Source organism: Citroniella saccharovorans, from assembly GCF_035481615.1.
Classification (GTDB): Bacteria; Bacillota; Clostridia; order Tissierellales; family Peptoniphilaceae; genus Citroniella; species Citroniella saccharovorans.
This window is the reverse complement of record NZ_JAYKOT010000003.1, coordinates 599275-613895: the sequence shown is the minus strand read 5'-3', so window position 1 is coordinate 613895 and position 14621 is coordinate 599275. Positions and strand designations below refer to the sequence as shown.

Below are 14621 nucleotides of genomic sequence, written 5' to 3'. Positions count from 1 at the left end.
CTCCTCCTATAATGCTGTAACAACAACAGCAGATATTAAAAATATAATAAAAGCTCCAACGATTACTTTATTAAGAATAAAATCCTTAGATCTTTTACCGCCATGACCGAATATATTTGTGTCTTGTCCATAAGAAGAACCTAATCCTTGAGTCTTTGGTTCAGTCATTAGAACAGCTACAATTATAACTATACTTGCTAAAAGTAATAAAACTGTAAAAAACGTACTCATCTTCAAACCTCCCTTTTTTCCCTTATTTTATACTCAATAAATTTTATCATAAAGTTGATTTATTTTCAAGATTAAAACTTTTTATGATCTTTTTAAATATTTAGAATCTAAATTGTAATGAAATTGTAATGTTAGACGATGTATTTTAGTAGTATAATATAAATAGAAGGACTGGATAAAGAAAACGGAGGAAAAAAATGAATTTAAAAAAATTAATATCACTTGTTCTAGTATTTTCACTCGCCTTAAACATTGGTCCAAGCCTCGCTAGTGAAAAAACTATCGATTCAAAAGTTTCTTTGGAAAATGTAGAAAATGATCTTCTAGAAAAAGGAAAATTTTTCTTAGAAAGATATTGGAATGCTAAAGAATACACCGACTATGATTCTTTTAAAGAAAAATATCTAAAAGAAGATAATATCCTATTTAATGAAGAAATGAGAGCCAGGCTAAATTTCGATAACCTTAGATGTGAAGAAACGGCTTTTGAAAATAGTCCTTACTTAGGTTCTTACGTAAAATTCTATGAAGATTTAAAAATTGTAAATGTTACTGGTAACACCTATACATTATATGCTAAAGCTGAAAAATATTCAAAAATGATGGATAATGGTGAAGTTAGGGACTTTGGTTCAGATGATAGGGATGTATATCTTATCTTCCAAGTAGAAGGAGAAAATGCTTATTTGATAAATCTATATGATGGAATGTCACATTATTTTAATAAGAGTAGGTGTATAGAAGAACTAAATAAGAATAGAGAAATAGATAAAGATTTTATCCCATATAACAAAGATCTTCGTGTTGAATATCCAGAAGAAGAATATATATATATTTCAAGCAATTGTTCAAAAGAAGAAATGTTAAGACTTCAACTTGAAAATATTAAACTATCTTCAGAAAGACTTCAAAATCGAATAATGATTCAACACAAGATGTATCTACAAGGTGATCCTTCAGATAGTAAAGAAGAATATAATAACTCTTTTGATGAATTTATTTCAATGAGAAGCGGTAGCTATGAATTAGATAGGACAAAAGCTAGGAACTATGCTAGAAGATGGGCACAGACAGCTCCATACTGTGATGATGCTAGATATGAATATATTCCTGGTAATGATTGTGCAAACTTTGCTTCACAAGTTCTCCATGAAGCTGGCGTTCCTTTTTCATCAACCAATATAGATTTGGTAGGAGTTCCCGAAGAATGGTTTGCACTACGTGGAGGCACAAAAATGTCAGGAGCTTGGGCATATGCAAAACAGCTTAAAGAGTTTATTATAAATAACACTAAATCCTATGGAAAAAGAGGACCAATTTACTGGAGATCAGCATGGTTTTATAGAGGAGAATATGAGCCATGTATCCAGGAGACTTAGTTTTCTTATGCAATGAAAATGGATCAAATAATGGTGATGCTAGACATACTTTAGTTGTTACAGATGAAGGCGGTAAAAATAGAGCTAGAATTTGTGCCCACACAGAAAATCAAAAAGATTACTCACTAGCTAAAAAATTACTAGAATCTACATTCGATAAATCTGTTGGTTTGAACCTAAAGTATAGATACTAATTGAACTATCCTTTGACCTATTAAAATATAAATTCTAAATAAAAACATCCAGTCCTTTTATCTTTAGTTATAATTTTAACACATAAAAAAGGAGTTATAATATGAAAAAAAATATCCTATTATTATTCATCCTTCTAATGACAAGTTTTTCACTTATTTCGTGTAAAAAAGAAAGTCTTGAAGATGACCTCAGTAAAGAAGACTATGAAATTTTTAAAAATAATATTTCTGATGATTTATTTATAAAGGCTAGTAAAATTGAAGAAAAAACTTTAGGAAATTCGATAAATAAAGAATATAAGAAAAAAAGAAGATAACGAAAATAATATTGATAAGCTTCCAAGTATAGAAGTTTTTAAAGAGGGAGATAGCATTTACAAGTCCCTAAAAAATAGTATAGTTATATTAGATGAAAATAAAAAAATAGTTTATGTAGACTTAAAGTCCCCCCTAGCTTCTAATGATAGAGAAAATGTAGAAGAATTAATTTCATCAAAGATTTTAGGAGACTATAAACTTTACTTTAAGAAGGATAATAGAACAAATGTATATGTAAAAAATGATGACCTTATTAACCTTGGCTCTGCTTTAATAGTTGAAAAAACTAACACAACAATAAATAAAATAATAAAGATTAGAGACGTTGAAGAAACTAAAATGCCAGAAGAAAATCTCCACACAATAGAAGAATCCAAAAAAGCACTTTCCTCTCTAAAGCTATTTGAAAATGCAGATTATCTAAGTGAAGAAATTCTTTTAACAAATTCAGATATGATTAGATTTTTAGATGGCTATTCTTCTCAGCCCGGTTCAGTAAAGTTCACAAACAATTTAGACAATAAAAACTATTTTCTAACCTATAGACTAGCTTTTAAATATCTTATAGAAAATAATAACTATGAATATGTTATTGTATATACCAATCCATACAATGATGAGGTTTATAGCTGGCTTAGTTTTGTAGATATTAATACTAATTATCCTGAGTTTGACTTCAATAGAAAATAAAATCATTAGTATGACTAAATATTTTTAAATTGTTAGATTATCTTTTAATCTTAACAAAGAAAAGTAAGTGAACTAATTTAAAATAGCTTATATATGATAAAATATAAATAAATGGACAGGTTACCATTTAGGAGGTTTAAATGAAAGCGAAGAGAATTATAGCATTATTTTTAGTAGCTGTAATGACACTTAGCCTCTCTTATGTATTTGCTAATAGCGATTTAAGTAAGCTATCTGACAATTTGGATAAGGAAGAAGAAGTTTTAACTAGAGCAAAATATTTTTTGGAAAGATATTGGAACGCTAAAGAGTACACAGACTATAATTCTTTTAAAGAAGAATTTTTAAAAGAAGATAACATGCTTTTCAATGAAGAAATGAGAGTAAGGCTTAACTATGATAATCTCTTAGTAGAAGATAGTAAAAAAAGTGGTACTCCATATCTTGGATCATATATTCATTATGCAAAAGATTTAAAAATTTCGAGAGTTGAAAATAATATTTACACTTTAACAACTAAAGCTGAAAAGATTTTTAAAACGAAATTTGATTTTGATGAAGAAACCAAAGAATGTGGTACTGATCTAACAGATATAATTCTAAAATTTGAAGTTATAGAAGGAAAAATCTTATTAATAGATTTAATAGATAGAACTTCATGCTATTTTAACAAAGATTATGGAATAAATGGAAGAAAAGAGATTGAATTATCAGAAGAAATTCCTTATACAAAAAGTTTAGACCAAAATTTTGCAAAAGAAGCAAAAATTTCTTTATCTAAAAAAGATGAAAAATCACTAAAAGAAATTCAGTTAAAGTGTATAGAAAAAGCTTCAGAAGAATTAGAAGCTAAAGCAAAATTTTTCTCTGGTCCAATAGATAAATGTATTTCACTAGATTAATTATAAAGATTATAACTAGTCTAAAATTTAAAATTTAAATGAGAATAACAATAAATAACATTAAAAAAAATAATTTATATTGAATAAAAAACCTGTCCATTTATTTATATTAAATTATACTCAAGGAGATTATATGAAAAATAGAATTTTACTTATTGCTTTTATTATTTTTTCTTGTACTTTTCTGATTTCTTGCAGTAAAGACAATTTAAAAAATAATATTTCAAAAGAAGAGTATGAGGCATTCAAAAAATATATATCAAATGAAGAATTTATTAAAATTAGTGATGGAAAGCTTGATGAATTAGGCAAAAAACTTAATAAAGATAATGAACATGATTCTTCAAATGAAATGCCTTATGCTTCTACTCCAACTGTTGAAGTATATAAAAATGGAGATAAAATATATCAGTCTAAAAGTGGCAGTATAGTTATCTTAGACAATAACAAAAAAATAGTTTACGTAGATATAAAAAATCCCCTAGCTTCAGATGGAGTAGATCATATAGAAGGCCTTATTTCCTCCAAGCTTTTAGGAGATTTGAGAATATACTATGAAAAATCTCAAGATACATTACTATATGTAAAAAATAATGACTTTGTAAATATAGGCTCAGGCTATATTATAAGTAGAACAAAAGATACCATAAATAAGATTGTTAAGATAAGAGATATTGAAGATGATGAACTTTCAAAGAAAAAATTACAATCTATGGATGAAGCTTTAGAAAAAGTTGATAAAAATCAGCAAGAATTTAAAAATAAAGAATTAATTCATAAGGAACTAATTTGCACATCTATAAATTGGGAAGTTTTTTCTAATGAAAATCAAATTTACCCAGGTTCTACTAAATTTGATTATAATTTATCAAACGAAAAATATTTCTTAGCCTATAAATTTATTTTTAAAACAAATGAAGAAAATTCATTAGATGATTATTTAATTGTCTATGCTAATCCTTTTTCTGATAAAGAAGAAGTTGATGCCTTGTCATCATTTTTTGGCGGAAAAAGAGATTATCCAAAGTTCAAATTTCAGAATTAGAACTCTTTAAAAAATTCTATAAAATTTTTTTCAGTAGAATTTTAGAAGTTAAAAATAGTCCCTCTAAGAAAAAATTCTTTGAGGGACTTTTTATTTGATTTTTTATTTTTTAATGTTGTAAAATGCTTTTTCACCTAGGAACTCTGCCCTAAAATCTAAAGAATTCTCTATCCTTAGAAGCTGATTGTACTTAGCAGTTCTATCTGTTCTTGAAGGCGCTCCTGTTTTAATTTGTCCAGCATTTACTCCTACTGCAAGGTCTGCTATAGTAGAGTCTTCACTTTCTCCAGACCTATGAGATACTATAGCTGTAAATCCAGCTTTCTTAGCCATTTCAATTGCATCTAGAGTTTCTGTAATCGTACCAATTTGATTAAGCTTTATAAGAATAGCATTACTTGCTTTATTTTGGATTCCTTTTTCAAGTCTTTTTGTGTTGGTTACATAAAGATCATCACCGACAATTTGAATTTTAGATCCTAATTTTTCAGTAAATTTAACCCAAGCTTCCCAATCTTCTTCTGCAAATGGGTCTTCAATGGAAATTATAGGATATTTTTCTACTAATTTTTCATAAAAGTCAGATAATTCATCAGCTGAAAGAGTTTTTCCTTCCCCATCTAATACATACTTTCCATCCTTGAAAAGTTCTGTAGCTGCAACATCTAAAGCTATCTTTACATCTTCTCCATCTTTGTAACCAGCTTTTCTAATTGCTTCAACAATTGTTTCAAGTGCTTCTTCATTTGATTTAAGATTTGGTGCAAAACCACCTTCATCACCAACTGCTGTTTGATGTCCTCTTTCTTTTAGAACTGACTTTAAGCTATGAAAAATTTCTGATCCCATTCTTAAAGCCTCTTTAAAAGATTTAGCTCCAACTGGCATTACCATAAATTCTTGAATATCAACATTATTATCTGCATGTGCTCCACCATTTAAAATATTCATCATTGGAACTGGAAGAACTTTTCCATTAACTCCACCAATATACTCATAAAGATCTAGACCTAGTTCATCTGCATTTGCTCTTGCTAGTGCCATAGATACTCCAAGAATTGCATTAGCTCCTAATTTGCCCTTGTTTTCTGTACCATCAAGATTTATTAGTAAGTTATCTATTCCAACTTGATCATTTGATTCTAGTCCAAGAATTTCATCAGCTATAATTGTATTTACATTATCTACAGCTTTTTCAACTCCCTTACCAAGATATCTTGACTTATCTCCATCTCTTAATTCTACAGCTTCAAAAGCTCCAGTTGAAGCTCCAGAAGGAACAATTGCCCTTCCCTTTGCTCCGCTTTCTAAAAGTATTTCAACTTCTACTGTTGGATTTCCCCTTGAGTCTAAAACTTCAAGAGCATTTACATCAATTATTTCACTCATTTTAATTCTTCCTTTCTATTAGTGATCTTCCTTCAAATTCAATTGGACTTTCAAGTCCCATAATATCTAATAATGTTGGTGCTAAATCCATAAGAGCTCCACCCTGTCTTAACTTAACTTTCTTTTTAGTATAGTAGATAACAGGTACAGGATTGGTAGTATGAGCAGTATATGGTCCTCCCGTTTGTTCATCAATTAGTCTTTCTGCATTTCCATGATCAGCAGTTATTAAAAGCTCATAATCATTATCATCTGCCGCCTTTAATATATTCTTTAAACACTCCATTACAGTTTCTACAGCTTTGATAGTAGCTGGTATAGATCCAGTATGACCAACCATATCTGTGTTTGCAAAATTAAGAATTATTAGTTCATACTTAGATTTATTCATTTCTTTTACTACATTTTCAGTTACTTCATAAGCACTCATTTCGGGTTTTAAATCGTAAGTTGCAACCTTTGGAGAATTAATTAATATCCTATCTTCTCCTTCATTTGCTTTTTCTACTCCGCCATTAAAGAAAAATGTCACGTGTGCATATTTTTCAGTTTCTGCAATTCTGAGTTGCTTAAGTCCCTTTTTAGATATATATTCTCCAAGTGTATTTTTATAAGTTTCTTTTGGATAAGCTATTTGAACATTTTTTAGAGTTGGATCATAAGGAGTCATGCAAACAAAAAATAAATCTTTTACTATTTTTGTTCTTTCAAAACCATCAAAATCCTCATCAAGTATTGCATGGGAAAGCTGTCTTGCCCTATCTGGTCTAAAATTAAAGAAAATAACTGAATCTTTATCACAAATCCTATAATCGTAGTCATTTAAATTATATGAGGCAAAAGGAACTACAAACTCATCAAAAACTCCCCTATCGTATGAATCTTTTATAGTGCTTATAGGATCTTCTTTAAAATCATCACTTCCAATGGTTAATAAATCATAAACCATCTTAGTTCTCTCATATCTCCTATCCCTGTCCATAGCATAATATCTTCCAGAAATAGTAGCTAGCTTAGCAAATCCCAATTCATTTATCTTTTCTTCTAACTCTTTTATATCATTTGCTCCACTATTTGGAAGTACATCTCTGCCATCTAAAAAGGCATGAATAACAATATTTTTGAAGTTTTTTTCTTTTGCAAGATCTAAAAGAGCAAAAAGATGGTCCATGTGAGAGTGAACTCCACCTTTAGACACAAGTCCCATAAGATGAAGTTTACTGCCATTTCTTTTAGCGTGTTCAATTGCCTGTAAGAATTTTTCTTTTTTAAAAAACTCTCCAGTTTCTATATCCCTATTAATTTTTGTAAAATCTTGATAAATTACCCTACCGGCTCCAATATTTAAATGACCTACTTCAGAATTTCCCATTTGTCCATCTGGAAGGCCAACTGCGAGCCCAGAAGCTTTTATACTTGTATGAGGGTAATTTTTAACTAACATATCGAATGTGCTTGTATCAGCAAGGCTTATACAATTTCCCTCATAATCTTTACCAATTCCAAATCCATCCAATATAACTAACATTGCCTTTTGCATTGTAACTCCTAATAATTTACTAGAGCGCTATAGCTTGTTGGATTTAGGCTAGCTCCACCAACTAAAGCTCCATCTATATTTTCTTCAGCCATAAAACTTTCAATATTATCAGGTTTAACTGATCCGCCATAAAGAATCCTTATACTATCAGCTAAATCTCCATGAATTCCTCTGATAACATCCCTAATATATTTGATAGTTTCTTCAGCTTCAGAGCTAGTAGGTGTAATCCCAGTTCCTATTGCCCATATAGGTTCATAAGCTATAATAATATCTTTTAAATCATCTCTACTTAGCCCTTCAAAAGCACTTTCTATTTGAACTTTAACTTTATCCTTAGTTAATCCAGCATCTTTTTCACTACTACTTTCACCAACGCATAGTAGCGGCCTAATTCCATGTTTAATAAGTGCTTTTATTTTTTTATTAATTAATCTGTCATCCTCTTTAAAAATTTCCCTTCTTTCAGAATGACCTATTAAGCAGTCCAAACAATCTATATCTTTTAACATTAGTGGGGATATTTCTCCCGTATAAGCTCCCTTATCTTCATAATAACAATTCTCTGCCCCTACAATAATTCCACTTGTAGTTACCTTTTCTATCATATCTTTTAAAAATAAACTTGGTGCATATATAATTTTTTCTACATTATCACTTAAACTCATTTGAAAAATTTGGTCCAGAAATTTGATAGATTCTGAGTTAGTTAAATTCATCTTCCAATTTCCGGCTATTATTGGTCTTCTTTCCATATCTACCTCTTAAATAATCTTTTATTTATCTTGAATTGCAGCTATGCCAGGAAGCTCTTTACCTTCCAAAAATTCTAAGCTGGCTCCTCCACCTGTTGAAACGTGGGTTATATAGTCTTCATATCCTGATTTTTCAATAGCAGAAGCAGAGTCTCCTCCACCAACTATAGTTACCCCACCTGATTCTTTAAGAGCTCTCGCTAGAGCAAAAGTACCCTTGCTAAAAGCTTCTACTTCAAAAACTCCCATAGGTCCATTCCATACTATAGTTTTACTTTTTCTTATAACATTTGAAAATTCTTCGATAGACTTAGGTCCTATATCAAGGCCCATTTTATCTCCAGGGATTTCTCTAGCATCAAAAACTTCAACATCCTTATCGTTTTCAATAGATTCTGATACTATAAAATCTATTGGAAGATAAAGGTTAACATTTTTTCTCTTCTGCCTTTTTTAGAATATCTTTAGCAACGCCTATCTTATCTTCTTCAACTAAAGATTTTCCAACTTCATATCCCTTAGACTTTAAGAATGTAAATGCCATAGCTCCACCAATAATTATAGAGTCAACTTTTTCTAGTAAGGACTCAATTACACTTATTTTATCTGAAACCTTTGCTCCACCTAAAATAGCTAAAAATGGTCTTTCAGGATCTTCTAAAGCTTTACCCATAATTCCTATTTCTTTTTCAATTAAAAATCCAATAGCTGAATCTAAATATTTAGAAACACCAACATTTGAAGCGTGTGCCCTATGGCTTGTTCCAAATGCATCATTTACATAATAATCAAATCCTTCAGCTAAATCCTTAGCAAAATTTTCATCATTTTTTTCTTCTTCTTTTCTAAATCTTGTATTTTGTAGAAGAGCTATTGAATTATTTTCTAGATTTTTTATTTTTTCTTTTATAATATCATCTATAACAAGATCTGAATCTAAAAATTTAACTTCTCTATTTAAAAGTTTTTCAAGTTCCTTACAAACAGGCTCTAATGAATATTTTTTATTTGCTTCTCCCTTAGGTCTTCCAAGGTGACTCATTAGAACAACTGTAGCTCCCTTTTCTAAAAGATAATTAATAGTTTTTAGACTTGAAACAATTCTTTTATTATCGGTAACTTTATATGGTTCAGTTTTTGTCATAGGAACGTTAAAGTCAACCCTAACTAAAACTTTTTTCCCATTAAGCTCTAAATCTTCAACAGTTTTTTTATTAAGCATATATAATCCTCCTAGTAAAAATAAAGCCTAGCTATAAGAAAGCTAGGCTTTTAAATTTATTATCTTGTTGCAATATATCTTGCAAGGTCAACTACTCTATATGAATATCCCCATTCATTATCATACCAAGATACAATTTTAGCCATGTTTCCATTAACTTTAGTTAAAGCTGGGTCTATAATTGAAGAACGTGGATCTCCTTGGAAATCAATTGATACAAGAGGTTCCTCAGAAAATCCTAAAATTCCCTTCATCTTACCTTCGCTAGCTTCTTTTAAAGCTGCGTTAATTTCTTCTGCACTTGCTTCTTTTTCAAGTTCAAAAGTAACATCAACTATAGAAACAGTAGGAGTTGGAACTCTTAAAGCATATCCGTCAAGTTTACCCTTAACTTCTGGTATAACTTCAGCTACTGCCTTTGCTGCTCCAGTAGTTGTTGGAACGATTGAAAGTGCTGCAGCTCTTGCTCTTCTTGGATCTTTTTTATGTTTGTTATCATGGATATTTTGATCTCCAGTATATGCGTGAACTGTAGTCATAAGTCCCTTAACAATTCCAAATTTTTCAAGTATAACCTTAGTAAGTGGAGCTAGACAGTTAGTTGTGCATGAAGCATTTGAAATAATATTATCTTCATCCTTATTGTATTTTTCTTCATTTACTCCCATAACAATAGTCTTGTCTGGATTTTTAGCTGGAGCAGTAATAATAACTTTTTTAGCTCCTGCTTTGATATGTTTAGAAAGTCCTTCATGATCTTTAAATGCACCAGTTGAATCAATAACTAAATCTACTCCAAGTTCTTTCCAAGGAAGATTAGCTGGATCTCTATCAGAAACTAATTTAACCTTCTTGCCGTTGATTATAAAATAGTCATCTTTTAATTCAATTTCACCATCAAATTTTCCATAAAGTGAATCATACTTAAATAATAGAGCTTCTTGTTCTGGTTTACCAGTAATATTAATAGCTACAAGCTCCAAGTCTTCAATTTTTTCTTCAAAAATAATTCTAGCTACATCTCTTCCGATTCTTCCAAATCCACTAATAGCAACTTTCATTAATTATCTCCTCCTAAAAGTTTATTTTGATTTATTTACATATCTATTATACCCTATTTTATAGGAAAAACTCTAGTATCTAGATTAAAGTAAAATCGTCTTAAATTAAATCTTAACAAATTTATAATTACCATCATTTACAGAATTTATAAATTGTAAATTTTTATTTATATTATTTTCATTTAAAAATATAGCCCCATTTTCTCTATCTAAAATAACTGGCATCCTTGAATGATAATCTTTCATTGTGCCTTTTGAAGCGGTCGTTAGAATTAAATATTCTATTTTATCTTCATTTTTTCTAAAAATTCCAGCTAAGGAAAAAATATCTAGTTCATTTACTTTTATTAGATACTTAGTTTTTTTAGGTTTTCCATCGTCTTTCCACTCATAAAAATAAGTAGCTGGTATAAGGCATCTGGAATTTTTAAAATGCTTACTAAAAGTTATCTTTTCATTTACACTTTCAGCCCTAGCATTTATAAGAGGTTTTTTTGAAAAAGAAACATCAAACCCCCACTTTGCATAAAAAAGTTTTGACCCGTCAAATATAAGATTATTGCTGCTTGGAAAAATCTCCTTTTCTTTAGAAAAATCTAAGTCAGCATAATCTAAGCCATAAAAATTTAGAATTTTTTTAAAAGATATATCAAGGCCATATCTTCCACACATTATCTTAAAATTTCCTCAACAAGTTTTATTACATTTTCTTTAGTAAATCCAAACTTAAGCATAAGATCGCTTGCCTTAGCAGATGCACCAAATGACCTCATAGCAAGTATCTTTCCTTCTTTCATATAGCCTTCCCAACCAATTGGACTTGCAGCTTCAACAACTAATCTCTTAGTAACTGAAGAAGGAAGAACTTCTTCTCTGTAAGACTTATCTTGCTTTTCAAAAACTTCCCTAGAAGGCATAGAAACAACCTTTATCTTATATTTTCCCTTTAATTCTTTTGCGGCTTCAACGCATAAATTAACTTCAGATCCTGTAGCAAGTAAAATAATATCTGGATCCTTTTCATCTATTACAGGGTAGGCACCACGTTTTGCATTTTCTTTATTTGAATTAACTGGCTTTAGCTTTTGTCTAGTTAGGCAAATAGCAGTAGGTCCCTTCTTATTTGAAAGAGCAGCTTCCCAACTTGCAGCAGTTTCAAGACAATCAGCTGGTCTAAAAACAGTCATATTAGGAATAGATCTTAGCATTAAAAGCTGTTCAATTGGCTGATGAGTTGGTCCATCTTCCCCAACACCTATACTGTCATGAGTAAGAATATAAATAACCCTTAGTCCCATAAGAGCTGAAAGCCTTGCAGCAGGTTTTAAATAGTCTGAAAAGATTAGGAAAGTTGCGCAGTAAGGTATAAGGCCTCCATGAAGTGCAATACCATTACAAATAGCTGCCATGGCATGTTCTCTTACTCCAAAGTGGAAATTCCTTCCAAGTGGATTATTCTTTGAAAAATATTCTTCTCCCTTCATTACAGACTTGTTTGAAGGGCCAAGATCGGCACTTCCCCCAAATAAATTTGGCAGTAAATCTTTAACATAGTTAAGAGCATCTCCAGAAGAAGCTCTTGTAGCTTTTTCAGAATTTTCTATTTCAATATTTACATCTGCATCTCCACAAATGTCAGCTTCTAACTCACTTGCTTCTTTTGGATAAACCTTTTTATATTCTTCAAAAAGTTTTTTCCATTTATTTTCTTCCGTCTCAAATTTTTCTTGAAGCTCCTCTATATATTCTGTAACTTCATTTGGAACAAAAAACTCTTGGTCATAGTCCCACTTCAAATTTTTTCTTAAAAGATTTATATTATCTAAACCTAAAGGTTCACCGTGAGCACTAGACATTCCTTCTTTTCCAGTTCCATAACCTATCTTAGTTCTAACTACTATAAGGCTAGGTCTTTCTTTGTCAGCTTTAGCTTCATTTATTTTTTCTAAAATTGCATGAGTATCATTGCCATCTTCTACATAAAGAGTTTGCCATCCTAAAGCTTCATATCTCTTTCTTACATCCTCAGAAAATGCAATTTCAGTATCACCTTCAATAGTAATATTGTTGGAGTCATATAAGCAAATTAGTTTTGAAAGCCCTAAATGACCAGCTAGAGAAGATGCTTCATTTGTAATTCCCTCCATTAGACAGCCATCGCCAACTAAAGCATAAGTATAATGATCAATAATATTAAAATCTTTTTTGTTAAATTTTGCACCCAAATGTTTTTCAGCTATAGCCATACCAACTGCCATAGAAAGTCCTTGACCTAAAGGACCAGTTGTAGCTTCAACCCCAACAGTATGTCCATACTCTGGATGACCTGGAGTTAGTGAATCTATTTGTCTAAAATCCATTAAGTCCTCTTTAGAAAGTCCATATCCAAAAACGTGAAGTAAAGAGTAAAGCATGGCTGAACCATGACCAGCAGATAAAATAAACCTGTCCCTATCAAACCAATTTGGATCTTTAGGATTATGTTTCAAAGCGTCAGCAAAAAGAGTGACAGCAGAAGGACTAGCACCTAGAGGTAAACCTGGATGACCTGATTTTGCTTTTTCAATCATTTCAGCTGAAAGTAATCTTATAGTATTTATTGTTAGCTCTTTTCTATTCATAAAAACCTCCCTATATTAATCAATTTAAGTTTACCACATTTAAAATAAAAAACATAATTAATAAAAATAAAAAATATAAAAATATTTTCTTTACAATTAGCTCAAAATAAAAAAATAAAAGGAATATAGGACTTGATTTTGGAACGTATGTTCTGTATAATAAATATATAAAATTTATTTTAGTTTAACTTTAAAAGAAGGGATTTATATGAAAAGTCTTATGAAAGAAGTTGATATGATAGCATATTTTAAAATAAGTGATCTTCCTTATCCAATTAGATTTAGGATAAAAGAAGATAAGACTGAATCTTTAAAAACTATATCTGTTGACGATATTATTCAAAAAAGTAAAGATAGAAAATATGGCAATCTTATGTATATTTACGATTGCAGTTCAAAACTTGAACATGGCCCTATAAATTATAGACTAATCTATGAAGTTGATCTTTGTAAATGGTACTTTTATGTAAAATAAAAGAACTCCTAACCAGAAAATCTGGTATGGGAGTTCTTTTTATATATCTAGAATCTTCTTTAGGTTAATTTTTTCAAAAAGTTTCCCCAAAATAATAAAAACAATAATTGCAAATGCACCTTGAACCATATTCATAATTGAAGAAAGAAAAGCAGCCTTAACTCCAACTACAAAAGCTTCGTATATAAAATAACCTAAAACCATGGTTAAAGATCCTAAAAATGATCCTAAAATTGATTTCTTTCCGACAAGCTTGCCATTTTTATAAGTAAATAGTCCAAAAACTAAAGCTGTAAGAGCCTTAACTATAAAAGTTACAGGAGCAAAAACTAAATATCCTGAAAGAATATCTGCAAGCATTGATCCAATTGCCCCAGCAATAACTCCACTTTTAATACCGAAAATAGCAGCTGCTAAAAAAATAAATCCATCCCCAAAATGCACAAAACCATGTGTTTGAGGAATAGGAATTTGAATAATCATAGTAGCTACACAGATAAGGGCAATAGAAAGTGCCAAATAAGTAATTTTTTTAATATTCATACTTCTCCTCCAATAGATAAAATAAAGCAAATCTATTATACCACCTACAGATAATCTTAACAAACAAATTATAGAAGAAACTTATAAAAATCCTAAAATAAATTTTTATTAAATAGATAAAAATTATTATTTATATATTTAATGATAAGGCTTTAAATGTTAGAAAATGAAAGAAAACATAAGAAATAATAAGTTTTACATGGAATTTTCACATTTTTTACATAAAAACGAAGTTTGCATAAGACGAGTAAAAACA

At 30.0% G+C, this 14621-nt stretch carries 15 protein-coding genes and 1 pseudogene; 7 read left to right on the top strand and 9 right to left on the bottom strand.

The genetic code is table 11. The features are described from left to right. Nucleotides 1-6: 6 nt before the first annotated feature. The gene (secG, locus tag VLK81_RS05305) at nt 7-231 is read right to left on the bottom strand and encodes a preprotein translocase subunit SecG (protein WP_324619624.1); all 225 of its coding nucleotides are present in this window, start codon (nt 229-231) and stop codon (nt 7-9) included. Nucleotides 232-428: 197 nt separating this feature from the next. Here secG and VLK81_RS05300 point away from each other — a divergent pair, with 197 nt between their 5' ends. The 6 genes from VLK81_RS05300 to VLK81_RS05275 all read left to right on the top strand — a co-directional run bounded on the left by VLK81_RS05300 (nt 429) and on the right by VLK81_RS05275 (nt 4759). After that, nucleotides 429-1610: an amidase domain-containing protein gene (locus VLK81_RS05300; RefSeq protein ID WP_324619623.1), complete on the top strand. Its 1182-nt coding sequence runs from the start codon at nt 429-431 to the stop codon at nt 1608-1610. Beyond that, nucleotides 1592-1804, top strand: a complete 213-nt coding sequence (locus VLK81_RS05295) for a hypothetical protein (protein WP_324619622.1) — start codon at nt 1592-1594, stop codon at nt 1802-1804. The genes VLK81_RS05300 and VLK81_RS05295 overlap by 19 nt, the downstream gene beginning before the upstream one ends. Before the next feature lie 101 nt (nt 1805-1905). Beyond that, nucleotides 1906-2121 carry a hypothetical protein gene (locus VLK81_RS05290; RefSeq protein ID WP_324619621.1) on the top strand — a complete coding sequence of 72 codons (216 nt, stop codon included), beginning with the start codon at nt 1906-1908 and terminating at the stop codon, nt 2119-2121. A 340-nt stretch (nt 2122-2461) separates the two neighbouring features. Then, a complete protein-coding gene (locus VLK81_RS05285; RefSeq protein ID WP_324619620.1) occupies nt 2462-2812 on the top strand; it encodes a hypothetical protein in 351 nt (116 codons plus the stop codon). Between the two features lie 140 nt (nt 2813-2952). Continuing rightward, nucleotides 2953-3714 carry a hypothetical protein gene (locus VLK81_RS05280; RefSeq protein WP_324619619.1) on the top strand — a complete coding sequence of 254 codons (762 nt, stop codon included), beginning with the start codon at nt 2953-2955 and terminating at the stop codon, nt 3712-3714. 133 nt (nt 3715-3847) lie between these two features. After that, nucleotides 3848-4759, top strand: a complete 912-nt coding sequence (locus VLK81_RS05275; RefSeq protein ID WP_324619618.1) for a hypothetical protein — start codon at nt 3848-3850, stop codon at nt 4757-4759. 102 nt (nt 4760-4861) lie between these two features. On the opposite strand, the gene eno is transcribed toward VLK81_RS05275, so the two are convergent. The 7 genes and pseudogenes from eno to tkt form a co-directional block, all read right to left on the bottom strand. Further along, on the bottom strand, nt 4862-6148 hold the full coding sequence (gene eno / locus VLK81_RS05270; RefSeq protein WP_324619617.1) for a phosphopyruvate hydratase: 1287 nt from the start codon (nt 6146-6148) through the stop codon (nt 4862-4864). 1 nt (nt 6149) lies between these two features. Continuing rightward, nucleotides 6150-7688 carry a 2,3-bisphosphoglycerate-independent phosphoglycerate mutase gene (gene gpmI, locus VLK81_RS05265; RefSeq protein ID WP_324619616.1) on the bottom strand — a complete coding sequence of 513 codons (1539 nt, stop codon included), beginning with the start codon at nt 7686-7688 and terminating at the stop codon, nt 6150-6152. Between the two features lie 8 nt (nt 7689-7696). Then, nucleotides 7697-8443: a triose-phosphate isomerase gene (gene tpiA / locus VLK81_RS05260; RefSeq protein ID WP_324619615.1), complete on the bottom strand. Its 747-nt coding sequence runs from the start codon at nt 8441-8443 to the stop codon at nt 7697-7699. Nucleotides 8444-8464: 21 nt separating this feature from the next. After that, a pseudogene (locus tag VLK81_RS05255) lies at nt 8465-9665 on the bottom strand (phosphoglycerate kinase). Nucleotides 9666-9724: 59 nt separating this feature from the next. Continuing rightward, complete coding sequence (gene gap, locus VLK81_RS05250) at nt 9725-10726, bottom strand: type I glyceraldehyde-3-phosphate dehydrogenase (RefSeq protein WP_324619614.1); 1002 nt, start codon at nt 10724-10726, stop codon at nt 9725-9727. Between the two features lie 105 nt (nt 10727-10831). Beyond that, nucleotides 10832-11398: an SOS response-associated peptidase gene (locus tag VLK81_RS05245; RefSeq protein ID WP_324619613.1), complete on the bottom strand. Its 567-nt coding sequence runs from the start codon at nt 11396-11398 to the stop codon at nt 10832-10834. Continuing rightward, nucleotides 11398-13347 (bottom strand): transketolase, encoded by a 1950-nt coding sequence (tkt, locus tag VLK81_RS05240; RefSeq protein ID WP_324619612.1) that lies wholly within the window; start codon nt 13345-13347, stop codon nt 11398-11400. The genes VLK81_RS05245 and tkt overlap by 1 nt, the downstream gene beginning before the upstream one ends. A gap of 208 nt (nt 13348-13555) precedes the next feature. Here tkt and VLK81_RS05235 point away from each other — a divergent pair, with 208 nt between their 5' ends. Next, nucleotides 13556-13822 (top strand): hypothetical protein, encoded by a 267-nt coding sequence (locus VLK81_RS05235; protein WP_324619611.1) that lies wholly within the window; start codon nt 13556-13558, stop codon nt 13820-13822. A 39-nt stretch (nt 13823-13861) separates the two neighbouring features. Here the strand turns inward: VLK81_RS05235 and VLK81_RS05230 are convergent, their stop codons facing one another. Beyond that, nucleotides 13862-14365: an ECF transporter S component gene (locus VLK81_RS05230; protein ID WP_324619610.1), complete on the bottom strand. Its 504-nt coding sequence runs from the start codon at nt 14363-14365 to the stop codon at nt 13862-13864. Between the last annotated feature and the right edge of the window lie 256 nt (nt 14366-14621).

Excerpts from the sequence above, each read along its gene's own strand:
- VLK81_RS05245 (WP_324619613.1), bottom strand. The coding sequence starts at position 11,398 with ATGTGTGGAAGATATGGCCTTGATATATCTTTTAAAAAAATTCTAAAT.
- VLK81_RS05230 (WP_324619610.1), bottom strand. The coding sequence starts at position 14,365 with ATGAATATTAAAAAAATTACTTATTTGGCACTTTCTATTGCCCTTATC.
- VLK81_RS05300 (WP_324619623.1), top strand. The coding sequence starts at position 429 with ATGAATTTAAAAAAATTAATATCACTTGTTCTAGTATTTTCACTCGCC.
- VLK81_RS05235 (WP_324619611.1), top strand. The coding sequence starts at position 13,556 with ATGAAAAGTCTTATGAAAGAAGTTGATATGATAGCATATTTTAAAATA.
- tkt (WP_324619612.1), bottom strand. The coding sequence starts at position 13,347 with ATGAATAGAAAAGAGCTAACAATAAATACTATAAGATTACTTTCAGCT.
- gap (WP_324619614.1), bottom strand. The coding sequence starts at position 10,726 with ATGAAAGTTGCTATTAGTGGATTTGGAAGAATCGGAAGAGATGTAGCT.
- VLK81_RS05285 (WP_324619620.1), top strand. The coding sequence starts at position 2,462 with ATGCCAGAAGAAAATCTCCACACAATAGAAGAATCCAAAAAAGCACTT.
- gpmI (WP_324619616.1), bottom strand. The coding sequence starts at position 7,688 with ATGCAAAAGGCAATGTTAGTTATATTGGATGGATTTGGAATTGGTAAA.
- eno (WP_324619617.1), bottom strand. The coding sequence starts at position 6,148 with ATGAGTGAAATAATTGATGTAAATGCTCTTGAAGTTTTAGACTCAAGG.
- VLK81_RS05275 (WP_324619618.1), top strand. The coding sequence starts at position 3,848 with ATGAAAAATAGAATTTTACTTATTGCTTTTATTATTTTTTCTTGTACT.
- VLK81_RS05280 (WP_324619619.1), top strand. The coding sequence starts at position 2,953 with ATGAAAGCGAAGAGAATTATAGCATTATTTTTAGTAGCTGTAATGACA.
- tpiA (WP_324619615.1), bottom strand. The coding sequence starts at position 8,443 with ATGGAAAGAAGACCAATAATAGCCGGAAATTGGAAGATGAATTTAACT.
- VLK81_RS05295 (WP_324619622.1), top strand. The coding sequence starts at position 1,592 with ATGTATCCAGGAGACTTAGTTTTCTTATGCAATGAAAATGGATCAAAT.
- VLK81_RS05290 (WP_324619621.1), top strand. The coding sequence starts at position 1,906 with ATGAAAAAAAATATCCTATTATTATTCATCCTTCTAATGACAAGTTTT.
- secG (WP_324619624.1), bottom strand. The coding sequence starts at position 231 with ATGAGTACGTTTTTTACAGTTTTATTACTTTTAGCAAGTATAGTTATA.